A 21947-nucleotide genomic window follows, 5' to 3' on the forward strand; every position below is an offset into this window, starting at 1 on the left:
GTGCCGTTTACGATGGTCGGGTGCTAGTCGAAAACCCGAATACGGGAGCTGGAGCGGTGGCGCACAGTGCTGTGCCGCGCCGGGGGGTTCGGGTTGCCGCCGTCGCCGCGGTGCCGGTACTGCTGCTGGTGTTGCAGGGCGTGGCGATGTGGCGGGATTTCGAAGGGCCGCTGACGAGCCTGGCCCGCGACTACATCGGCACCCCCAAATCCATGACCGTGCCCTGGGCGGGCCTGGTTCTCGCGCTGGTCGGTATCCCGGCCCGGCGCCGGTGGATCGCCGCGGGGGCGGCCGTACTGATCGATCTGGCGTACGCGGGGGTGCGGCTGCTACTCGGGGAGCCCTTCACCGTGGGCAACGGGCCGGTCCTCGTGCTCACCGCGGTGGCGCTGGTGGCCTGGTTGCGCTGGACGGGTGTCGAACGGCGCAACGCGCTGCACGCGGCCGCGCTGGGCGCGCTGCTGATCCTCGCGACCAAGGTCGGTGACGTCTGGCTGCACATCACCGTGGACCTGCGGCCACAGGTACTGGACCAGTACGTGATGCTGGCCGATCACGCGCTCGGTGATCCGGCGTGGGTGATGGGCCGGGTATTGGAAACCCTGGGACCGATACCCGACGCGGTACTGCACTGGGTGTACATCGAACTGCCGGCGGCGGCCATCGTGGTGGCGGTCTGGCAGTTGCGCTCGGTGGCGGCGGGCGGCCGGTGGCCGAATCACTATCTGGTGCGCACGTTCCTGGTGCTCGGTCTCGTCGGACCGCTGGTGTACATACTGTTTCCGGTGGTCGGACCGATGTTCGCCTATGGGGTCGATGGGAACGGCTTCCAGCTCGGCAATTTCTGGCCCGATGTGCTGCCGCCGCTCGACCGCGCGCCGGAAGCGATGGCCTTCGACTCGTTCTCCCCGCGCAACTGCATGCCCTCGATGCACACCGCGTGGGCGTTGGCGCTCTTCCTGCACACCCGGCGCAACCCCGACGGTTCGCTCGCACCGACCTGGTTGCGCTGGGGCGGAATGTTCTGGCTGCTGGGCACGCTGGCCGCGACGCTCGGTTTCGGCTACCACTACGGCGTGGACCTGGTCGCCGGGGCGGTGCTGTGCCTGACCGTGGAATCGGCGCTGCGGGAACCCGAACGCGGCTGGGGCCGGTTCCGGATCCGGCTGGTGGCCGGTGGGGCCGTGATACTGGTGACGCTGCTTGTCGGTTACCGGTATCTGGCGGTGCACATGGCCGACTATCCGGTGGTCGGGGGTTCGGTCGTCTCGGCGCTGCTCGCGGCGATGGCGGCGGGTTTCCACGCCACGTGGTTCGCCCGGCGCCGCCGGGAGCGGCCGGTTCCGGCGGCGGTCGCGACACTGCCGGACCGCGCCGCGGACGCGGTGGTCGCCACGGCCGACCCACTCGATATGGGGGGTGAGGAGCAGAACCGCCCGATCCGGCGCTAAGAGGACTGTATGTCGAGCGACGTTGGCTTACAGGTGATGTCATGTCGGAGTGACCGATGAGGGCGGCTATGGCTTCTATCTCGATGATGAAGACCGGAAGCTGATCGCGGGTCGCCGTCGGGATTACAACCGGTTGGGGTTCGCGCTTCAAGTCGTGGCGGTCCGGCAGTTCGGAATGTTCCTTGCCGATCCGCTCCACGTGCCCCCGGCGCTGGTCGACTATCTCGCCGAGCAGTTGGGCATCGAGGACTCCTCGGGTGTGAAGCAGTACATCGAGCGGGAGAAAACGAAACTCGAACATGCCTGGGAGATCCAGCGCGAGTACGGCTTGACCTCCTATAGCGCTGTCGAGGCGGAGTTGGCGATGTAGGTCGCCGATCAAGCGTGGGTGACCGGCGCCGGACCGAAGGCGATGTTCGCCGACGCGGTCGATTGTCGGGTGTAGCTCTTCTGGAGTGAGGGTTGATCAGACGGCGAGTTGGTGGGCTGCCCCTTCGATGGCCCTAGGACGCCGGGACACGACTGTGCTGAGCAGCATCCCGCCGGACAGCACCAGATCGGCAAGGGCGGCCAGGTAAGCCTGGTGCATCACAACGCCGGGCATCGGGATGGCAAAGTGCAGCACCAGCATTGCGCTGCTCATCGCCGCAGTCTTGGCCCATGCCCCGGGAGATGGCAGGGTCCACAGGTCCCAGGCACACCATAGGCAGCCCAGCGACATCAACGTCGGCAGGACAATCACCCACACTGTGGTGCAATGGGTTCCGTCGCAGGCGGCATGCAGAGTCGCCGAGAGCAGCGACAGAGCCGCTCCGGCCCGGCCCACTCGAGACCGGGCCGGAACCGTCGGGTGGACCATTACTGTGCCGGGTGTGCGCAGCAGTCGTGCGGTGCTTCCGTCTGCTGACGGCCGGCTTCGCCCCTGTCTATGGCGGCGGCGACCCTGCCCAGCCAGTCCGAGCCGGTCTCGTCGACCGCGGCGGCGTACTCGTCGTTCCAGTTCCACCACTCGTAAGGCGGTGTCTGGGGGTAGCCCTCGGGCGAATCCTCCCATTTCTCCTGACGTCCGAGGGCCGTCAGGTCCAGGTAGCTCCAGGTGTTTCCGAAGTACTCGTCGCCACGCCGGTTGATGAAATACGTGCGATACACTTCGTCGCCCTCGCGGATGAAGGCGTTGGTGCCGTGCCATTCGTCGACGCCGAAGTCCACGTCGAACTTGTCGGTAATGGTGTACCAGGGGATAGGTGACCAGCCCATCCGGGCCTTCACCTTCTCGATCTCGGGTTGCGGTCCGCGCGAGGCGAATGCGAGCGTGGTGTCGCGGGCGTTCAGGTGCGCGAGATTGCCGACGTGGTCGGCGATCATGGAGCAGCCGCGGCAGGCGTGATCGGGCCAGCCGACCACGCCGGGCTCGAAGAATGCGCGGTAGACGATCAGCTGGCGGCGGCCCTGGAACAGGTCGAGCAGACTCGCCGGGCCGTCGGGTCCGTCGAACACGTACTGCTTGTCGACAGCCAGCCACGGCATGTGGCGGCGTTGGGCAGCCAGCGCGTCGTGGGCGCGCATCACCTCCTTCTCTTTCACCAGCAGCTCCAGACGCGCTGCCTCCCACTCGTTCTGCGAAACGATCGACGGTGTCTTCATAGCGGTATTCCTTTTCGGTTTCGGATTGATCAGTCTCGATCGAGGATGTTCTTCAACGCGTCGAGCAGGCCGTCCCAGTCCCGCGCCAGCGCAGCGAGGAATTGTTGCGCCACTTGCATCGGCGCGGAACATAATCGGTAACGCACCCGGCGGCGTTCCCCCGGCTCCGCGGTCACCAGACCGGCCTCGGACAGCAACGTCAGATGTTTGGCGATCGCCTGCCGGGTGATCGGCAGCCGAGCCGCCAGGTCGGTCGCCGTGGCGGGCCTGGCGGACGCCAGGCGCGGCGAGGATCGCGCGCCGGCTGGGGTCCGCTCGGGCCACGAAGACCTGCTCGGCAATCGCCTCCTGGTCAGGCCGCATCGAGGTAGCTGGCCAGCTCACCAAGCTCGTTCTGCCAGCCGCGGGTGTTGCTCTCGAACGCCGCCTTGTAGGCGTCCTCCGCGAGCTGAGCGAAACCGATCTCGACCACGGTCAGTCGTGTACCCGCGGCCACCGGCTCGAGCGTGAACTCCACATAGGTGCGGCGCGGATCCTCCTCGGGAAGCCCGAAGATGTGCCAGGTGAACCCGAATACGTGCGGCTTCTCCACCCGCTCCACCCGCATGTCCGCGCGGTGGCCCCCCTCGTTCCAGCGCATCCACCCCTTACCGCCCGGGCGCAGCTCGATGTCGGCCTCATTGCCGAACCACGTGCCCAACCCCTCGGCCGTGGTCAGCGCCGCCCACACCTTCACCGGCGGGTGCGCCAGCTCGATCGTCCGCTCGATGCGATCGGGAAACCCCATAGCAACCTCCATTAATAGCAACTCACTGGTTGCGATATTATTGCAACCAGTGAGTTGCGTCAACCCTGGCTTGCGGCCCAGCAGTCGACGCATCAACACTGGCGTGGCCCGAACCCGGCGACGAAACCGAACTCTGAGATGCCGGGGGTTACCCGCGCCAGCGGCGCCGCCGTGTGGCGGGGTCGGTCTGGGCCTGCCATCGGCCGAGGGCTTCGGACGGCACCTTCGCGTACTTGGCCGGACTGAGTACCGAGGTGTGCCCGGGCAACGCCATCGGTATCGGTGTGGACGCGCCCTGTTCGGCAGTGTGGGTGAGCCGGGAGTGGCGCAACTGGGGCAGCGTGAACGGGCCCCGCGCCATCTGCGCGGTGTGCTCCTCGGGCAGGGTCGGCGCGCCCACCTCGGCCGAGGTCATGGCCTTGCTGTTGTCCGGCGCTGTCGGCCTCGACGGTATCCGCATCACCGGATCGGTGCTGAGCCACTGCTGTTCGCGCCAGGACGACTCGGAGTCCACGGCAGATAGTGGTCGACTATCCGCCGTAACTCCTTACCGCCGGATTTCCGGCCGCTGCTCCCCGACCCTCGATACAGCGGCACTCGATACGGCGGCGGTGGCGGCCCCCGGGGCCGCCGGGGTCACGGCTGCGGTCGATCCAGTTCGTCCTCGAGTTCGTTGACCACCAGCAGATCCTTGCGGTGCAGCTGCTCCCGGTAGGCGGTGCGGCCGATCAGGTGGGCGACCACCGGCGCGGTGAGCAACGTGAACAGGCCGACCAGCACCAGCATCCACACATTGGGGTCCTCGTAGACCCGGATACAGGTGCCGGCCAGCACCGAAATAAGACCGATGACCTGTGGTTTGGTCGCGGAGTGCATACGAAGCAGGGTGTCCGGGAACCGGACGATGCCGACAGCCGCGGTCAGCGCCAGTACCGCGCCGAAAATGATCAGGATGCCGGAGATCCAGTCGAATACGGTGTTCATCGGTCGTCCCGGACCCGGAAGCGGGTGACGGCGGCCGAGCCGAGGAAGCCCACCAGCGATAGCGCGACGATGGCGGGCACCACGCTGGTGTCGCGGCTGTAGGCCGCCCACACCGCGAGGCCGCAGATCGCCATCGCGATGATCGAGTCGATCCCGACCACTCGGTCGAGGGTGTCGGGACCTGCGAGTATGCGGTAAGCGGTGATCAACGCGGCCGCACTGAGCAGGACCGCGGCCACCACGGCCACGACGATCACTTGGTCACCTCCTGACCGGTCGGCGGTGGGAGCGGAGTGGCACGGCGTTCCAGCCCATCGATCAGCAACCGCTCCAGCACCCGGATGGTGCGGTAGAACTCGGCCACCGCCTCCGTACTGCTCACATCGATGACGTGCACGTAGGCCGCACAGTGTTCGCGATCGATCTCCAGCACCATGGTGCCCGGGATCAGATTTATCAGGTTGCTGCACAGCACCATGACCAGATCCGACCGGAATGCGAACTGCACCTTCAGCACGCCGGAATGGGGTGGCGGCCCGGGCCGTAATGCGAACCAGGCCAGTTGCAAACTGGATTCCAGGGCGTAGTAGACACTGACCGCCGTCAGTTTCACCAGCGGTACCGGCCGTAACCGTCCGCGCGTCGGTATCCAGGGCAGTGGGAGGGCCACCATGATGACCACTCCGACGCCGGCGCCCGCCAGCACATTGGCGACGCTGACCTGGCCCCACAGCGCCACCCACACCGCGGTCAGCCAGATCAGGACACCGACGCGCAGCACGTTGTCGCGGTTCACCAGTCTGCTCATCGCGGCCCCCCGCCCAGGACCGCGCCGATATAGACACCGCGGTCCTGCAGTTCGGCCGCGGCCCGGTCGGCGATCCCCAGCACCGGGCCCGCCCATACCGTCAGCGCCAATCCGACCGCGACCAGCGCCGCGGTCGGCAGCACCATCATGGTCGGCAACCGGCCCGGATCGGTGCGTTCGTCGTAGAGCATGTCGGTGTTGTCCTCCACCAGCGACGGCAGGGTGGCGGCCACCAGATGGCCCTCGGGGGCCTGTTCGCGGGGCCGCCAGAACGCCTTACTCCAGACCCGCGCCATGACGTACAGGGTCAGCAGACTGGTCACCACCGACCCCGCGACCAGCACCCAGGCGAGCACGCTGCCGTCCTGCGCACCGGCCTGGAGCAGCGCCACTTTGCCGATGAAGCCGGAGAAGGGCGGGATCCCGCCGAGGTTCAGCGCCGGGATCAGGAACAGCCCCGCCAGGAGTGGACTCGCCGCGGCCAGCCCGCCCACCCGGCGCAGCGAGGTGGAGCCCGCCTGGCGTTCTATCAGTCCGGCCACCAGGAACAGCGCCGTCTGCACCAGAATGTGGTGGGCGATGTAGTACACCGTGCCCGCCAGCCCGATGGAACTGGCGATGCCCACCCCGAACATCATGTAGCCGATATGGCTGACCAGCGTGAACGAGAGCAGTCGCCGGATATCGCTCTGCGCGATGGCACCGAATATGCCGATCAGCATGGTGAGCAGGCCGCTGATCATCAGCAGGTTGTCGAATCCGCCGTCCGGGAACAGCAGCGTCTGGGTGCGCACGATCGCGTACACACCGACCTTGGTGAGCAGGCCGGCGAACACCGCGGTGACCGGCGCCGGCGCGGTCGGGTAGGAGTCGGGCAGCCAGTTCGACAGGGGGAACACCGCGGCCTTGATACCGAAGGCGACCAGCAGCACGGCGTACACCGCCTGACGGACGCCGTCCGGGATGGCGTCCATCCGCTGGGCCAGCTGCGCGAAGTTGAGGGTGCCGGTGGCGCCGTAGGTGACGGCGGTGCCGATCAGGAAGATCAGCGACGACACCATGGAGACCATCACGTATGACACCCCGGCGCGGATACGTTCCGCCGTCGCGCCCAGGGTGAGCAGGACGAACGAGGCGACCAGCAGGATCTCGAAACCGACGAACAGGTTGAACAGGTCGCCCGCCAGGAACGCCATCGCCACACCCGCACTGAGGATCAGGTAGGTGGGCCAGAAGATGGAGGTCGGCTGGCGGACCTGGGCGTCGCTGATGTTCTGGCCGGCGCCGTAGAGGGCGACCGCGAGTAGCACGATCGCCGAGACCAGCAGCATGGCCGCGGAGAGCCGGTCCACCACGATGGTGATACCGATGGGGGTTTCCCAGCCGCCGACCTGAACGGCCACCGTCCCGTCGCGGTCGGCCAGATACAGCAGCACCGCGCAGACGGCCACCGCGGCGCTCAGCGCGACCGTGGCCAGGACCCGCTGGACGCGGGCGCGACGCCCGGCCACCAGCGTCGCGGCGGCGGCCAGCAGCGGGATGAGCACCGGCAGCGGGGCGAAGGCGGGGACCAGATCGGGGGACAAGCTCATTCTTCGGGTTCCTCCGGCTGGCGCGCGGCGATCCCGACATCCTCCGGGTCGTTCTCGACTTTTTCGCTCGTGGTCAGGATGTAGGAGCGATAGGCCAGGGCCAGCACGAACGCCGAAACACCCATGGTGATGACGATGGCGGTCAGCACCAGCGCCTGGGCCAGCGGGTCGGCCATGGTGCTGTGTTCGATATCGACCGTGCCCCGGATCGGTGCCGCCCCGTCGGGTCCGCCCATGGTGAGAATGAGCAGGTTGACCGCATTACTGAACAGCAGGATGCCGAGCAGCATCTTCGTCACCGTGCGTTCGAGCAGCAGGTATACCCCGCAGGCCACCAGTACGCCGACGACGATCAGCAGGGTCAGATTCGCGCTCATGACTGCACCAACTCGTCGTCGAGGCGCGCGCCGAGGCTGCGCAATACGTCCAGTACGAGCCCCACCACGATCAGATAGACACCGAGGTCGAAGAACAGCGAGGTCACCAGTTTGACATGGCCGAGCAGCGGAACCGTCGCCTCCAGGATGACCGAACTCAGCGGCGGCGCTCCCAGCAGCAGCGAGGCACCGGCGGTACCGGCGGCGAGGATCAACCCGGCGCCGAGCAGATGGCCTGCCTCCACCGGCAGTGCCTCACCCAGTTCGTACTGGCCGCCCGCGAGATAACGCAATACCAGCGCCAGCCCCGCGATGAGACCACCGGCGAAACCGCCGCCGGGCGCATTGTGGCCGGAGAAGAAGAAGTAGACCGACAGCACCATGATGGTGGGGAACACCAGGCGGGTCGTGATCTGCAGGACCATGGAGCGGTCGCGGCGGTCGACCAGCCGGCCCGCGGGCAACCAGCCCACCTTGCCGCCGGGCCGGTAGTTGGGTGCGTCGGCGGCGCGCGGCGGCAGACCGAACCGCCGACTGCGGAACACCAGCGAGGCCACCCCGGTGGCAGCTACGACCAGCACCGATATCTCGCCGAGTGTGTCCCAGGCGCGGATATCGACCAGCAGCACATTGACCGCGTTCTTGCCGCCGCCGAACTCGTAGGCCGCGTCCGGGATACGTTCCCAAATAGGCCGGGCGTTGCGCGCCGCCACGGCGAACGCCGCCAGCACCGGCACCGCGATACCGGCCGCGATGGCGATCGCCGCCCGGCCGACCTGGAAGCCGGCCTGCTGTTCCGGTCCGATCTCGGCCGGGAAAGCCCGCAGCACCAGGACGAACACCACCAGCGTCAGCGTTTCCACGAGGAACTGTGTCAATGCCAGGTCGGGCGCGCCGTGCAGGGCGAAGACGACACCGCATCCGTAGCCGGTGAGCCCGACCACCAGCACGCTGGCCAGCCGGTTGCGCAGCACCGTCGCGCCCAGCGCCATGGCGATCATGATGGCGCCGATCACCATCTGCAGCGGGGAGTCCCACAGGCGCAGTTCGACCCCGGCCCGAGTGCCGACCGCCAATACCACCGCGGGCACGATCACCAGGGTGCCGAGGATGACCGCCTGGGTGAGCGGCAGCGAACCGCGCTGGACGGCACCGGTCATGCGCAGCGAGAGTCGGTCGGCCGCCCGCAGCGCGGCATCGTAGCCGCGGTCGGCGTTGCCCAGCAGTGTCGCCGATTCACCGAACCGGTCGCGCGCCGCGAACAGGACGAGGCCACCGGCGATGATCACGACGGTGAGCAGCAACGGCCAGGTCAGGCCGTGCCAGAGCTGGAGATGACCGGTGAGGGCGCCGGGCAGGGTTTCGGCGTAGGGCGCCAGCAGACCGTCCATCCAGGGGGCGGCGAGTCCGGCACCCAGCGAGCCCACGGCCAGCAGCACCGGCGCCGCGCTCAGCCCGATGCCCGGCGTGTGCCACCCCGGGACCGGGACCCCGGGCTTGTCGGCGAAAGCGCCCCAGATGAAGCGTGCGCTGTAGGCGACGGTGAGCATGGACCCCAGCACCAATCCGGCGGCCAGCAGCAGCCGGACGGTGGGTGAGAGCGGCGCGGCGTCGAGTTCGGCGGCCAGCGCCGATTCCTTCGCCACGAATCCCCAGAGCGGTGGGATGCCCGCCATGCTCAGCGCGGCCAGCGACGCGGCGCCGAAGAGGACAGGTGCGCGCCGGCCCAACCCGGAGAGTTCGCGCAGGTCACGGGTACCGGCTCCGTGGTCGATGATGCCGACCACCAGGAAGAGCGCGGCCTTGAACAGCGCGTGCGCCACCACCAGGCCGATCCCGGCGAGCGCCGCATCCGGGGTGCCCAGGCCCACCATGGTCACCAGGAAACCCAGCTGACTCACGGTGCCGAAGGCCAGAACCAGTTTCAAATCGGTGACCTGCATCGCGCGCAAACCGGCCAGCAGCATGGACGCCAGGCCGAGGGTGAGGACGAGCGGTCGCCAGACCGGGGCGTCGGCGAACGCGGGCGCCAGGCGCGCGATCAGGTAGACGCCGGCTTTCACCATGGCGGCGGCATGCAGGTAGGCGCTGACCGGGGTGGGTGCGGCCATGGCGCCGGGCAGCCAGAAGTGCAGCGGCACGATGGCGGATTTGCTCAGCGCGCCCACCAGGACGAGGACCACCGCGACCTGTATCGCGACGCCGCCGGGACGGTCGGTGGCGGCCAGCAGATCCGACAGCAGGTAACTGCCGTACGCCTCGCCGAGGATGACGATGCCGGCGAGCATGGCCAGGCCGCCCGCACCGGTGACCAGCAGGGCCTGCAGAGCCGCGCGGCGGCCCGGCACGCTGTCGGAGTTGTGGCCGACCAGCAGGAACGACAGGACGGTGGTCACTTCCCAGAAGGTGAACAGCAACAGCATGTTGTCGCTGGTGACCAGGCCGAACATGGCGCCGGAGAAGGCGACCAGCCAGGCGGCGAAGGAGCCGAGCTTCGGTTCGTCGTCGGTGAAGTAGCGGGCGCAGTAGGCCAGGACCAGGGCGCCGATGCCCAGGACGAGCGCACTCATCACGGTGGCCAGGGAGTCGAAGCGCAGGTCCAGGCTCAGATCGATGGTCGGGGCCCACTGCATCCGAACCTTTATCTCGTCGTTCCAGTGGGTGATCACCCAGCCGAGGCAGCCGAGCGGTACCAGCGCCAGCGGATAGAACGCGTTGCGGCCCAGTACTCGCACGGCGGCGGGCGCGATCAGCGCGGCCAGGGCATGCGCGAGCAGAATGGCGAGCAAGCGTTACCTCCGTCGAGATAGGGGCGGCGGGGTATTGCGCGCTCAGCATATGCGAGCACGAACTGGGACAATCGTACAGATTAAGAGATGCGCGCCCGCATTCGGCTACCCTTCGGCAACAGTTTCACCAGGTCAGTCATATCGGACAGAACGGGAACGAGTCAGCGGCGGGACTCCGCGTACCGGCGCAGCGACTCCACCTGATCGGCCGCCAGTGAGGGGCGCACCGCCCGGCGGGCGGCGTCGATATCCGCGGCCGTCACATCCGCGGCATCCACATCACGGCGCATGGCCGCCAGCGCCGCCTCACGCAGTAGTGCCGCGCAGTCCGCGGCGGAAAAACCGTCCAGCTCGGCCGCGAGCCGGTCCAGGTCCACCGACTCCGCCAGCGGGACCGCGCGGCCGGTCGTACGCAGAATGGCCGCTCGGGCCTCGGCGTCCGGTGGGGGCACGAACACCAGCCGTTCGAGCCGGCCCGGTCGCAGCAGGGCCGGATCGATCAGTTCCGGCCGGTTGGTGGCGCCCAGGACCACCACATCGCGCAGCGGTTCCACTCCGTCCAACTCGGTGAGCAGCGCCGCCACCACCCGGTCGGTGACTCCGGAATCGGAGCTCTGGCCGCGGCGCGGCGCCAGCGCGTCCACCTCGTCCAGGAAGATCAGCGAGGGCGCCGAGTCCCGGGCCCGCTGGAAGAGCTCGCGCACCGCGCGTTCGGAGGAGCCCACCCATTTGTCCAGCAGCTCCGCGCCCTTGACGGTGTGGACGCTCAGCTGTCCGCTACCCGCCAGCGCCCGCACCAGGAAGGTCTTCCCGCACCCCGGCGGGCCGTACAGCAGCACGCCGCGGGGCGGCTCGATACCGAGCCGCGCGAACGAATCGGGGTGCCGCAGCGGCCAGAGAACCGACTCGGTCAACGCCTGCTTGGTCTCGGCCATATCGCCCACATCGTCGAGACCGAGATCGCCGAGGGCCAATTCCTCGGTACCCGAACGCGACAGCGGCCGGATGACCTGCAGAGCGCCGCTGAGGTCCTCGTGCTCGAGAAGTGGTTCGGTGCCGTCCCGGCTCGCTCGCGCGGCCGCCCGCAGGGCCGCCTCCCGGCACAGCGCGGCGAGATCGGCGACCACGAACCCGGGGGCCGACGCGGCGATCTCGTCCAGTCGTAGCTCGCCGGTGGGTACCTTGCGCAGCAGCTGTTCCAGCAAGGCCCGGCGCATCCCGGCGGTGGGCAGCGTCAGCGCGAGTTCCCGGTCGCACAGATCGGGCGCCCGTAACCGCCGGTCGATCGCCGCCGGATGCGCGGTGGTGGCCAACAGCGCCACGCACGGTTCGGCCAGCGCCGCCCGCAACTGATCCAGGATCAGCGTCGCGACCGGTTCGGCCGGTTCGGGTAGCAGCGCGTCGATATCGGTGATCAGCAGAATGCCGCCCCGGCCCGAACCCACGGCCGCGGCCGCGGCGGCGACCGCGCGCAACCGGGCCCCGCTCTCCGCCGCGCCGACCGACGGCCCGTCCAGTTCCACCATCCGGCGTGGTGCCACGACGGCTCTGGCCAGCGTGGTCTTACCCACCCCGGCCGGGCCGGTGACGAGCACACCCAACCGTGGGGTCGCGCCCAGCGCCTTGAGCAATTCGGGTTCGTCCAGTGCCAGGCTCAGCCATTCCGCCAGCTTCGCCGCCTGCGGCTGCACCCCGGCCAGATCCTCCACCTTCAGTTCGGGAGGCGGCGCTTTCCCGACCGGAACGGATCCGGGCAGGTCGCCGCCCGTCACTGTGTCGAGGTGGCTCGGCGCCAGCGCCTGTTCCGGCCCAGGATATTCGTTCACCCGGACGGGAGCCGGCTCGTCACCGGTGGCGACCCCCGCCGTCCACTCGACCGCCGTGTTCGGTTGCACGCTGACCGGCGCACCGGGCGGATCGGTGGTGACCACGGTGAGCAATTCGGAGGTCCAGGCGATCCCGAACGCCCGCGACAACGCCTGACTCGCCACCGACGACGGAATATCCGGTCCCAGTTCCCGGGGCAGCAGGGATACCGTGTCACCCACGGTCACCACCTTGCCGAGCAGCGCCTGGCGCAGCGTGGCCGCCGGAATCGACTGCGTGGCCTGCCGGGATCCGCTCACGGTGACGTGGCGGGCGCCGTACACCACGGCCGGCGCCACCACCACGCCCGCGTTCTCCCGCAGGCCGGCATTGGACAGGGTCACATCGTCGAGGAGCGCGGTACCGGCCGGAGTCCCCGCGGGCGCCCGGCCCACCACGGCCGCGGTACGGCGTGCGCCGATGAGTGAGACACCGTCCCATTCGCGTAACCCGAGGGCGGTGAGCGCCTCGGGATGCAGCCGGACCACCCCGCGCCGGGCGTCGGCGGCGGAGGGATTCAGACGAACGGTCAACGCCAACTCAGCCACCGTGCCATTCTGCGCCGCTTTCGGGAATGCCGGGGCGCGGGCCCGGTGAGCGGCGTCGAGTATCACGCGGTTCACGTGCCGCGGTCGCCCGCCGCGTGCGGAATCCCGGATCATCACGATCGATACCGGCGGAGATACCGCTTACCTCGCCCACGGCAACGACGAGATCTCGATGACCGGTAGCTGAAAGTGTGCGGCCGCGACCGGCCGCACCCTCTTTATCCGTTGACGACGATCCCCGCGACCACGGCGACCTTCTGATCGGCCAGCTTCTGCGAGTTGCACACCAGTTTGGCGGTGCCGAGTGCGGCGTTGGGGTTGCCCACGAACGCGCTGTCGGGATTCTCGGCGAGGATCTGACCGATGAGTTGCTGCTGCTGCGGTTCGTCGAGCTGTGCGAACTGGCCGCAGGTGGTGTCGGAGGGGCGGTCCGCGGCAGGGGCGTCGCCGGCGGAATCGTCCTCGGTGGGGGTGGTTTCCGGCGACGGCGCGGGAGTTTCTTCCGCGTCCGGGGTGGTGGTTCCGGCGGTGGCGCCGTCGCCGGATTCCGTCTGCGGCGCCGTCTGCGCGGTCGCGGTGTTCTTGCGCAGGCCCGACGCTTCGGCCGGCTCTTCTTCGGAAGAGCAACCCGAAAGCGCCAGCGCCGCGGTGGCGGCAGCGGCGAGCACAACAGTTGAGATTCGCTTCATAACGCATTCCCCGGTGGTCGGCCACGCCGGAGCCTCCGGCGCGACCAGCAGCGTACCGGGTGGTGCGCGGCCGCCCCCGCCGCAGCCGGGGCTGCGAACGCCGGGGTTCAGACTCGATGGTGCAGGACCATATCCAGTTCGGTGGGGGTGAGTAGACGTTCCAGCCGTTCGTCGATCCTGGCGGTTCCGGAGGGGTCATCGGGTTCGAGTGCCGGGAGTTGCGGCAGTCCCTCGGGGATCTGGCGGCGCAGTAGCGAGCGAAAGTTCACGGCCCATCACCTTACGGTAGCTGTGTATTTGCTGGCGACGCGTCTTGCTGGCGGTGGCGTGTACGGCAGCCGATGGGGTGCCGCAATCGATTCTGCTTCCGGATCGGTGATATCGATACACGGCGCGGGTAAATGTGACCGAGCCGTCGCCTATCGCTACTCTTTCTGATACTTGGAGTTTCATCTACCCGGAGGCAACGTTGCCGAAAAACCTCGAAGCCAGCATCGATATCGCCGCACCGCCGGAGCGGGTCTGGGCGGTGCTCGCCGACCCGAGCCGGATGCCGGAGTTCAGTCCGCAGTGTGTCCGGATGGTCCCGATCGGTAAGCCGCGAGCGGGCACGCTGACGATCAACCTCAACCGGGACGGTTGGAAGTTCTGGCCGACCACCTCGCGCATCCTGCGCTACGAAAAGAACAGTGCACTGGCCTTTCGCGTGAGCCAGAACCGGACGGTGTGGACCTACACGCTCGAGCCCACCGAGAACGGGACCCGGCTCGTCGAACGCCGGGACGTCCCCAACGGCACCACCTGGGTATCGCGGACCCTGATCAATGCGGTGCTCGGTGGGGAGCCGGCGTTCGAGGAGAACCTGGTCGCCGGGATGAACGAATCGCTGGCGAAGATCAGGACAGCGGCCGAGGCGAACTGAACTTCGGCAGGTTCACGACCTGGGCCGCGTAGGAGAGCCCGGCGCCGAAGGCGATGAGCAGGGCGGTATCGCCGGGCTTGGACTGCCCGGTGCGCAGGAGGGTCTCCATCGCCAGCGGAATCGAGGCTGCCGAAGTGTTGCCGGCCTCCTCGATATCGTTGGCCAGCGCGCAGTTCTCCGGCAGTTTCAGCACCCGCGCCATGATCTCGATGATCCGGCCGTTGGCCTGGTGCGGGATCATGGCGTCCAGGTCGTCGGTGGACAGTCCGGCGCGGTCGATGGCGTCGCGGCAGACCTTTTCCAAAGAGTGCGCCGCCCAGCGGAACACCGCGGTGCCCTCCATGGCCAGGTAGGGACGGACGGCGTCGGTACCCTTCTCCTCGATCTCGGCGAAGAACTCGACCCAGTCCTTGTCCTGGCGGATGACCCGGTGCTGGGTGCCGTCGGAACCCCAGACGGTCGGCCCGATGCCCTGTTCCTCGGCCGCGCCCACCACCACCGCGCCCGCGCCGTCGGCGAACAGGAACGCGGTACCGCGGTCGGCCGGGTTGACGGTATCGCTGAGCTTTTCCACCCCGATGACGAGCACGTGCGAGGCGGTGCCCGCGCGGACCAGATCCGAGGCCATGGCCAGGCCGTGGCAGAAGCCGGCGCAGCCGGCGGAGATATCGAAGGCGGCGGCGCCCCCGGTGCCGAGTTCGGTGGCGATCCGGGGCGCGGCGGCGGGGGTCAGCAGCAGATGGGTCGAGGTGGCGACGATGACGCAGTCGACCTGGTCGCCGGCGATCCCGGCCGCGTCCAGGGCGCCGCGACAGGCGGCCACGCTCATCGAATGGATGGTCTCGGTGTCGTCGGCGAAGCGGCGGGTGCGGATACCCGAACGGGTCCGGATCCACTCGTCGCTGGAATCAATGGGTCCGGCTACCTCGTCGTTGGTCACGACTCGCGCCGGGCGGTACACGCCCAGCCCCAGGATCGCGGTGTGCTGGGCTCCGGTCGTCTGGGCGATCTGAGTAGCCATGGTGCTTCTCCTATGTACCTGCGGCTGGGTCGCCGCGAGGGTGGACCCGTTTTCGATATGGATTCCTCACCCGCCGGCCGCGTGTGTGGTCGCGGTCACCGGGCAATCCGGAGACATGAGGCACCCTCATATTATCCCCAAGTACGGGCGGCGGCATCGATTATTCGATATTCGCCGGGGGTTATCGAGATCGACTCCGGGTATTGCGGCGATGCACGTCCGCGGCCGCGGACGGGTACCCGGAGAACAAGCGAGGAACAACTCATGCTCGGACTCGGCATCATCGGCTGGATCATCATCGGCGGTATCGCCGGCTGGATCGCCAGTAAGCTCATGAAAACCGACGCCCAGCAGGGCATTCTGCTCAATATCGTGGTAGGTATCGTCGGCGGGCTCATCGGCGGCTTCCTGCTCTCGGCATTCGGTGTCGATGTGAACAGCGCAGGCTGGTTCTTCAGCTTCTTCACCTGCCTGGCCGGCGCCGTCATCCTCTTGTTCCTGGTGAAGTTGGTCGTACGGAGGTAGGCCTCGGTTCGACACCCGGTGCCACCGGCCTGTTCGGCGTAAGGTGTGAACGCTTGCGCCGACAGGTTCGGCCGGCCCGTGCGCGGTGACCGGCCGCCACCCGGAGTCCGCGCCGATCGAACCGAGTACGAAAGAGGAATCAGTGGCACGCCGTCCCACGCCGCCCGGCACCCCGGAAACCACCGGTCCGGCCCATCTGGCCGATCTGGTGCGCAGTGCGATCCCGCCGATGCATCCGGCCGGATTGCCCTTCGTGGCCGTTCCGCTCGGGGTCGCCGTCCTGGGCCGCAGGCGGCGCTGGGTCCGCCGGACCGCGCTCGCGGCAGCCGCGGCGAGCGCCGCCTTCTTCCGGCATCCCCACCGCGTCCCGCCGAATCGGCCCGGCGTGGTGGTCGCTCCCGCCGACGGTGAGGTCGCCCTGGTCGACACGGCCGCGCCCCCGCCCGAGCTGGGTCTCGGCGATCAGCCGCTGCCCCGGGTGAGTATCTTCCTGTCGGTCCTGGACGTGCACGTCCAGCGCACGCCGGTCTCGGGTGTGGTGCGCGATGTGCGCTACCGGCGCGGGCAGTTCAAATCCGCCGACCTGGCCGATGCCAGCGAGGTCAACGAACGCAGCAGCATGCTGATCGAGACCGCGGACGGGCAGCAGGTGGTGGTGGTTCAGATCGCCGGTCTGCTGGCCCGGCGGATCGTCTGCGATGCCGCCGCCGGTGACCGGATCACGATCGGCGACACCTACGGACTGATCCGTTTCGGGTCCCGCGTGGACACCTACTTCCCGGCCGGGACCGAACTGCTGGTGAACATCGGCCAGCGGACGATCGGGGGGGAGACGGTGCTGGCGGTCCTGCCGTCGGCGGGCGTGTGATGGAGCAGGTCATCGAAGGCAGGCGGCGCCGATCGGTCCTGCTGCTGCCCAGTATCGTCACCATCCTGGCGCTGTGCTCGGGACTGTCCGCGGTGCGGTTCGGACTGGAGGGGGAACTGAAGCTCGCGCTCGCCATGATCGGCGCGGCCGCGGTCCTGGATACCCTCGACGGCCGGCTGGCGCGGTTGCTGTCGGCGACCACCAAGATCGGCGCCGAGCTGGACTCCCTCTCCGACGCCATCTCCTTCGGGGTGGCCCCGGCGCTGGTGCTCTACGTGGTGCTGTTCAACGGTGCGAGCAGCGGCTCGGGCTGGATCGTCGCGCTGCTCTTCGCGGTGAGCATCGTGCTACGGCTGGCCCGGTTCAACACCCTGCTCGACGACGACACCCGTCCCGATTGGGCGCGCGAGTACTTCGTCGGGGTCCCGGCTCCGGCGGGCGCGCTCATCGCGATGGCTCCCATCGCGGTGTACGTGCAGTTCGGCGCCGGCTGGTGGACGAGTTTCCCCGTGGTCGCGGCCTGGACGGTCTTCACCGCGGCGTTGTGCGTGAGCACCATCCCCACGCTGGCCCTCAAGTCGGTGTCGGTCGCCCCGCAGGCCGCCGCCGGCCTGCTGGTGCTGGTCGCGCTGGCCGGCGCGGCGCTGATCACCTACCCCATCGTGCTGTTGCTCGTGCTGATCGTGCTGTACCTGGGGCATATCCCCTTCGCGTGGTACTCGCGGCGCTGGGTGGCGGCCCGGCCCGAGACCTGGCAGTACAAACCGGCCGAGCGCCGCGCGCAGCGCCGGGCCGACCGCCGGTTGACCGTCCTGCGCCGCCCGGAGATCCGGCGGCCGGTACTGCGCCGCCCCGATATCCGGCGGCCGGCGCTGCGCGGCGATTCGCGGTTGCGGTTGCGCCGGCCGGGCGGGCGGAACTGAGGGACTCTGCCGTCAACTTCCGGTTGACGATAGTCATGCGTCAACCTATAGTTGACGCATGACAACAGTACGTCTGGACGACCTCATCGAGGTCATCAAGAAGGCCCGTCCCGACAACGCCCTGGAGCAACTCGCCGACGCGGTGGTCACCGCGGGTCATCTCGATGAGCTGGCCGATCATCTGATCGGTCATTTCGTCGATCAGGCCCGCCGTTCGGGCGCCTCCTGGACCGAGATCGGCGCGAGTATGGGCGTGAGCAAGCAGGCTGCCCAGAAACGCTTCGTGCCCAAGCCGTCGGGCGATCCCTCCGCCGAGATGGACCCCAATGCCGGATTCGGCAAATTCACCCCGCGCGCCCGCGCGGTCGTGGTCGCGGCCCAGGAGGCCGCCGGTATCACCGGCAGTGCCGAGATTTCGCTCGGCCATCTGGTCCTGGGTCTACTCAGTGAGGCGGACGGCCTGGCCGGTCAGTTGATCGTGGAGCAGGGGGTCGCCCTCGCCGATGTCGCGAGCGCGGCCCTGACCGCGGTGGACGGCGATGCGACGGCCGGGCCGGAGGCTCTCAAGGCCGCGACTGCCGCCGGCAAGATGAGCGGACTCATCCCCTTCGGCGCCGACGCGAAAAAAGCGCTGGAGCTGACCTTCCGCGAGGCCCTGCGACTCGCGCACAACTACATCGGCACCGAGCACATCCTGCTCGCCGTGCTCGAACTGGAGAACGGCTCGGGAATCCTGAGTGATGCCGGATTGCGCAAGGAGCCGATCGAAACCCGGTTGGTCGAGTTGCTGCGGCAGATCGTCGCCGAGAAGGACTAGCGTACGCCCGGCCGCGGAGGTACCCGGGCCTCCGCGCTGTGCGATCGGCGCGATTCGAATCGGTCCGCGGTGAGCCGTATGCCGCGTGGCGCCGCCCGCCGCGCTGATGTTACCGCAGGCGGGGGCCCCGATGCGCCCGATCCGGGCCGGTGGCCCGGTAATCTATAGCAATGGCGGATGAAACGGATTCCGACCTGGTGGCCGGTGAGCACCGGGACGATCTGCTGCGCGCATTGACCTACGTCTCCACCGAGTCGTTGTCGGACGGGAGCTATGTGGTCAACGGTGATCTACCGCCGGAGGTCGCGCCGCCGTTCATTCGCGCCATCATGCGGGTCGAGGCCGAACTGCTGCTGCACGATGCCGAATTCGTCACGATCGACGAGGGGGAGCCGCGCACCCCGGAGGAGCGGCGCGCGGATGCCTTTCTGGCTCTTGCCCTGCGGGTCACCGACAGTCTCTGACCCTATTCGGGGTCGCATCCGACGTGGCCGGGGAACGGGGAACCGCGTGATTCTCACAGCCCACATCCCTGGATCGTTCACCCGCAAATGGTCGGGGCCCGCCCCCGATTCTGGAGCGACAGAGCGAAGGAGCGCAGCGACTGAGCGGCGGAGTGAAGAATCGGGGTCACAGGGCCCCGACCCGCCCCGCCGGAGGCGGGGCAAATGAACACGACCTTGCACTCGGCACCGGTGAGTGCTAAAAATGGCTTTGGCACTCCCGACCGGAGAGTGCCAAGGTCGGGACGGTGAGATCGGGTACCACGACACCCCTGGTCGTCCGTCGCGGGCACCGAACCTGGCCACAAGCGTAGCTAAAGGGTGACCCGACAATGCGGTCATCCTGTGTGTCAGCCTCATTACTTGGAGGATCTCACCGCAATGGCCAAGACAATTGCGTACGACGAAGAGGCCCGTCGCGGCCTCGAGCGGGGCCTGAACGCCCTCGCCGACGCGGTCAAGGTGACGCTGGGGCCGAAGGGCCGCAACGTCGTGCTCGAGAAGAAGTGGGGCGCCCCCACGATCACCAACGATGGTGTGTCCATCGCCAAGGAGATCGAGCTGGAGGACCCGTACGAGAAGATCGGCGCCGAGCTGGTCAAGGAAGTCGCCAAGAAGACCGACGATGTCGCGGGCGACGGCACCACCACCGCCACCGTGCTCGCTCAGGCGCTGGTGCGCGAGGGTCTGCGCAATGTCGCGGCCGGCGCGAACCCGCTGGGCCTGAAGCGCGGCATCGAGAAGGCCGTCGAGGCCGTCACCGCCAAGCTGCTCGACTCCGCCAAGGAGGTCGAGACCAAGGAGCAGATCGCCGCCACCGCCGGTATCTCCGCGGGTGACCCGTCCATCGGTGAGCTGATCGCCGAGGCCATGGACAAGGTCGGCAAAGAAGGCGTCATCACCGTCGAAGAGGCGCAGACCTTCGGTCTGTCGCTGGAGCTCACCGAGGGTATGCGCTTCGACAAGGGCTACATCTCGGGCTACTTCGTCACCGACCCCGAGCGTCAGGAAGCGGTCCTCGAGGACCCCTACATCCTGCTGGTCGGCTCGAAGGTTTCCACCGTCAAGGATCTGCTGCCGCTGCTGGAGAAGGTCATCCAGGCCGGCAAGCCGCTGCTGATCATCGCCGAGGACGTCGAGGGTGAGGCCCTGTCGACCCTGGTCGTGAACAAGATCCGCGGCACCTTCAAGTCCGTCGCCGTCAAGGCCCCGGGCTTCGGTGACCGCCGCAAGGCCCAGCTCGCCGATATCGCCATCCTCACCGGTGGCGAGGTCGTCAGCGAAGAGGTCGGCCTCTCCTTGGAGACCGCCGGCATCGAGCTGCTCGGCCAGGCGCGCAAGGTCGTCGTCACCAAGGACGAGACCACCATCGTCGAGGGCGCGGGCGACGCGGAGGCCATCCAGGGCCGCGTGGCGCAGATCCGCACCGAGATCGAGAACTCGGATTCGGACTACGACCGCGAGAAGCTGCAGGAGCGCCTGGCCAAGCTGGCCGGCGGTGTTGCGGTCATCAAGGCCGGTGCCGCGACCGAGGTCGAGCTCAAGGAGCGCAAGCACCGCATCGAAGATGCCGTGCGCAACGCCAAGGCCGCCGTCGAAGAGGGCATCGTCGCCGGTGGTGGCGTGGCCCTGCTGCAGTCGGCCCCGGCTCTGGACGACCTGAAGCTCGACGGTGACGAGGCGACCGGCGCGAACATCGTGAAGGTGGCGCTGTCGGCTCCGCTGAAGCAGATCGCCTTCAACGCCGGCCTCGAGCCCGGCGTCGTCGCGGAGAAGGTTTCCAACCTGCCCGCCGGTCAGGGCCTCAACGCCGCGACCAACGAGTACGAGGACCTGCTCGCCGCCGGTGTCGCCGACCCGGTCAAGGTCACCCGCTCGGCCCTGCAGAACGCGGCCTCCATCGCGGCCCTGTTCCTGACCACCGAGGCCGTTGTCGCCGACAAGCCGGAGAAGGCGGCCGCCGCGCCGGCCGATCCGACCGGCGGCATGGGCGGCATGGACTTCTGAGTCCCGCCACCCGGCAATTTTTTCCGAATCGAGGGCCGGTCCACCGTTACGGTGGACCGGCCCTCGGTCTGTTCACCTACGCCGCCGATCGGCTACGGCGCGCGAGCTGTGCTGGTGGAATCTTCTGCCGCACCTCGCTGCGGTGGTGACCGGTCTGTCGAAATCGGAGGATCGCTCTGCGGGAGAGGGTGATCCCCGAGCTCGTCGAAAGGCTCCTCGGCGTGCAGAGGGTGTAGTCGAGGTCGGCGAGCGCCCGCTGCGGGGAGCCGGTCACGAACTTCGCCGGGTCTCCGGGGGCGGGCAAACCGACGAAGAGATCGCACAGTGGCTGCAAGTTCGTGGTTAGATGAGGCCCCGGTTTCCCAGGGTTGTTTCCCAGTGTTGTAGAGGTGTGGGTCGATGTCGACGTGGAAGTTGTCAGCGGTCGGCTGGAGCGGTTCTTCCTTCGCTGAGATCGACCGGTCCACGCCGGTCCGCCCTGGTTCGCTATTCGATGCGAAGTTCGCCGCAGTCCGGCTTACGGCTGAATGCGGTCGAATTCGTGCTCGGAGATAGCCTTCAGAATCTGTGTGCGGCTGTTGGCAATAGATTGCGGGCAGTCACGGGCGGGTACGCGACGATATTCGCGACTGCGTCCGGGTCCGTCGGGCATGCTCTTCCGTCCGCAGTGTCCGAGCACATCGGCGCCGATCGATTCCGAAAGCCCACCCCCGGTGACCTCGGCGCGTCGCGCAGAGTGTCGCCCATGCACAGCAACACGAAAGTCAGCGGTGGCCATGGCCACCGGAACGAAATGTCCGGCGGCTCCGGATCCGGTGGTGGCCCG

At 68.2% G+C, this 21947-nt stretch carries 24 protein-coding genes; 9 read left to right on the forward strand and 15 right to left on the reverse strand.

Features of this window, described 5'->3' with window-relative positions:
* Positions 1–56: 56 nt before the first annotated feature.
* On the forward strand, positions 57–1451 hold the full coding sequence (locus AB0H42_RS06240; RefSeq protein ID WP_357050608.1) for a DUF5933 domain-containing protein: 1395 nt from the start codon (positions 57–59) through the stop codon (positions 1449–1451).
* Between the two features lie 49 nt (positions 1452–1500).
* Positions 1501–1821: a DUF4158 domain-containing protein gene (locus tag AB0H42_RS06245; protein WP_357050611.1), complete on the forward strand. Its 321-nt coding sequence runs from the start codon at positions 1501–1503 to the stop codon at positions 1819–1821.
* A 96-nt stretch (positions 1822–1917) separates the two neighbouring features.
* Here AB0H42_RS06245 and AB0H42_RS06250 read toward each other — a convergent pair whose 3' ends face one another.
* From AB0H42_RS06250 to AB0H42_RS06315, 14 genes are all read right to left on the reverse strand, one after another.
* Positions 1918–2094, reverse strand: a complete 177-nt coding sequence (locus AB0H42_RS06250) for a hypothetical protein (protein ID WP_357050614.1) — start codon at positions 2092–2094, stop codon at positions 1918–1920.
* A gap of 215 nt (positions 2095–2309) precedes the next feature.
* The gene (locus AB0H42_RS06255; protein WP_357050617.1) at positions 2310–3095 is read right to left on the reverse strand and encodes a DUF899 domain-containing protein; all 786 of its coding nucleotides are present in this window, start codon (positions 3093–3095) and stop codon (positions 2310–2312) included.
* 29 nt (positions 3096–3124) lie between these two features.
* A complete protein-coding gene (locus AB0H42_RS06260) occupies positions 3125–3436 on the reverse strand; it encodes a helix-turn-helix domain-containing protein (protein WP_357050620.1) in 312 nt (103 codons plus the stop codon).
* A gap of 11 nt (positions 3437–3447) precedes the next feature.
* Entirely contained in the window at positions 3448–3882 is a 435-nt protein-coding gene (locus AB0H42_RS06265; RefSeq protein ID WP_357050623.1) for an SRPBCC domain-containing protein, read from the reverse strand.
* Positions 3883–4030: 148 nt separating this feature from the next.
* Entirely contained in the window at positions 4031–4396 is a 366-nt protein-coding gene (locus tag AB0H42_RS06270; protein ID WP_357050626.1) for a hypothetical protein, read from the reverse strand.
* A gap of 122 nt (positions 4397–4518) precedes the next feature.
* The gene (gene mnhG / locus AB0H42_RS06275) at positions 4519–4866 is read right to left on the reverse strand and encodes a monovalent cation/H(+) antiporter subunit G (protein ID WP_357050628.1); all 348 of its coding nucleotides are present in this window, start codon (positions 4864–4866) and stop codon (positions 4519–4521) included.
* Positions 4863–5123, reverse strand: a complete 261-nt coding sequence (locus tag AB0H42_RS06280; protein ID WP_030524676.1) for a monovalent cation/H+ antiporter complex subunit F — start codon at positions 5121–5123, stop codon at positions 4863–4865. Before AB0H42_RS06280 ends, mnhG begins: the two co-directional genes overlap by 4 nt.
* A complete protein-coding gene (locus AB0H42_RS06285; RefSeq protein ID WP_357050631.1) occupies positions 5120–5674 on the reverse strand; it encodes a Na+/H+ antiporter subunit E in 555 nt (184 codons plus the stop codon). Before AB0H42_RS06285 ends, AB0H42_RS06280 begins: the two co-directional genes overlap by 4 nt.
* Entirely contained in the window at positions 5671–7266 is a 1596-nt protein-coding gene (locus AB0H42_RS06290; protein WP_357050634.1) for a Na+/H+ antiporter subunit D, read from the reverse strand. Before AB0H42_RS06290 ends, AB0H42_RS06285 begins: the two co-directional genes overlap by 4 nt.
* Positions 7263–7643: a Na(+)/H(+) antiporter subunit C gene (locus AB0H42_RS06295; RefSeq protein WP_357050637.1), complete on the reverse strand. Its 381-nt coding sequence runs from the start codon at positions 7641–7643 to the stop codon at positions 7263–7265. Before AB0H42_RS06295 ends, AB0H42_RS06290 begins: the two co-directional genes overlap by 4 nt.
* Complete coding sequence (locus tag AB0H42_RS06300) at positions 7640–10432, reverse strand: Na+/H+ antiporter subunit A (RefSeq protein ID WP_357050640.1); 2793 nt, start codon at positions 10430–10432, stop codon at positions 7640–7642. Before AB0H42_RS06300 ends, AB0H42_RS06295 begins: the two co-directional genes overlap by 4 nt.
* A gap of 161 nt (positions 10433–10593) precedes the next feature.
* Positions 10594–12846: an AAA family ATPase gene (locus tag AB0H42_RS06305; RefSeq protein WP_357050643.1), complete on the reverse strand. Its 2253-nt coding sequence runs from the start codon at positions 12844–12846 to the stop codon at positions 10594–10596.
* Positions 12847–13064: 218 nt separating this feature from the next.
* Complete coding sequence (locus AB0H42_RS06310; protein WP_357050646.1) at positions 13065–13535, reverse strand: hypothetical protein; 471 nt, start codon at positions 13533–13535, stop codon at positions 13065–13067.
* 107 nt (positions 13536–13642) lie between these two features.
* A complete protein-coding gene (locus AB0H42_RS06315) occupies positions 13643–13804 on the reverse strand; it encodes a hypothetical protein (RefSeq protein ID WP_357050649.1) in 162 nt (53 codons plus the stop codon).
* A gap of 200 nt (positions 13805–14004) precedes the next feature.
* Between AB0H42_RS06315 and AB0H42_RS06320 the strand changes: the two genes are divergently transcribed.
* Entirely contained in the window at positions 14005–14457 is a 453-nt protein-coding gene (locus AB0H42_RS06320) for an SRPBCC family protein (protein WP_357050652.1), read from the forward strand.
* Here AB0H42_RS06320 and AB0H42_RS06325 read toward each other — a convergent pair.
* A complete protein-coding gene (locus tag AB0H42_RS06325) occupies positions 14432–15478 on the reverse strand; it encodes a beta-ketoacyl-ACP synthase III (protein WP_357050655.1) in 1047 nt (348 codons plus the stop codon). The two genes, AB0H42_RS06320 and AB0H42_RS06325, sit on opposite strands and share 26 nt — an antisense overlap.
* A gap of 264 nt (positions 15479–15742) precedes the next feature.
* Between AB0H42_RS06325 and AB0H42_RS06330 the strand changes: the two genes are divergently transcribed.
* The 6 genes from AB0H42_RS06330 (at position 15743) to groL (ending at position 21121) form a co-directional block, all read left to right on the forward strand.
* Positions 15743–16003: a GlsB/YeaQ/YmgE family stress response membrane protein gene (locus AB0H42_RS06330; RefSeq protein WP_357050658.1), complete on the forward strand. Its 261-nt coding sequence runs from the start codon at positions 15743–15745 to the stop codon at positions 16001–16003.
* A 142-nt stretch (positions 16004–16145) separates the two neighbouring features.
* Positions 16146–16871 carry a phosphatidylserine decarboxylase gene (locus AB0H42_RS06335; protein ID WP_357050661.1) on the forward strand — a complete coding sequence of 242 codons (726 nt, stop codon included), beginning with the start codon at positions 16146–16148 and terminating at the stop codon, positions 16869–16871.
* Complete coding sequence (locus AB0H42_RS06340) at positions 16871–17794, forward strand: phosphatidylcholine/phosphatidylserine synthase (RefSeq protein WP_357050985.1); 924 nt, start codon at positions 16871–16873, stop codon at positions 17792–17794. The genes AB0H42_RS06335 and AB0H42_RS06340 overlap by 1 nt, the downstream gene beginning before the upstream one ends.
* Positions 17795–17852: 58 nt before the next feature.
* Positions 17853–18611 (forward strand): Clp protease N-terminal domain-containing protein, encoded by a 759-nt coding sequence (locus AB0H42_RS06345; protein WP_357050664.1) that lies wholly within the window; start codon positions 17853–17855, stop codon positions 18609–18611.
* A 170-nt stretch (positions 18612–18781) separates the two neighbouring features.
* Positions 18782–19075: a DUF222 domain-containing protein gene (locus tag AB0H42_RS06350; protein WP_030524663.1), complete on the forward strand. Its 294-nt coding sequence runs from the start codon at positions 18782–18784 to the stop codon at positions 19073–19075.
* A 420-nt stretch (positions 19076–19495) separates the two neighbouring features.
* Complete coding sequence (gene groL, locus AB0H42_RS06355) at positions 19496–21121, forward strand: chaperonin GroEL (protein ID WP_357050988.1); 1626 nt, start codon at positions 19496–19498, stop codon at positions 21119–21121.
* Positions 21122–21947 lie beyond the last annotated feature (826 nt).

Origin of the sequence: Nocardia sp. NPDC050799 (genome assembly GCF_040654015.1) — a bacterium.
Classification (GTDB): Bacteria; Actinomycetota; Actinomycetes; order Mycobacteriales; family Mycobacteriaceae; genus Nocardia.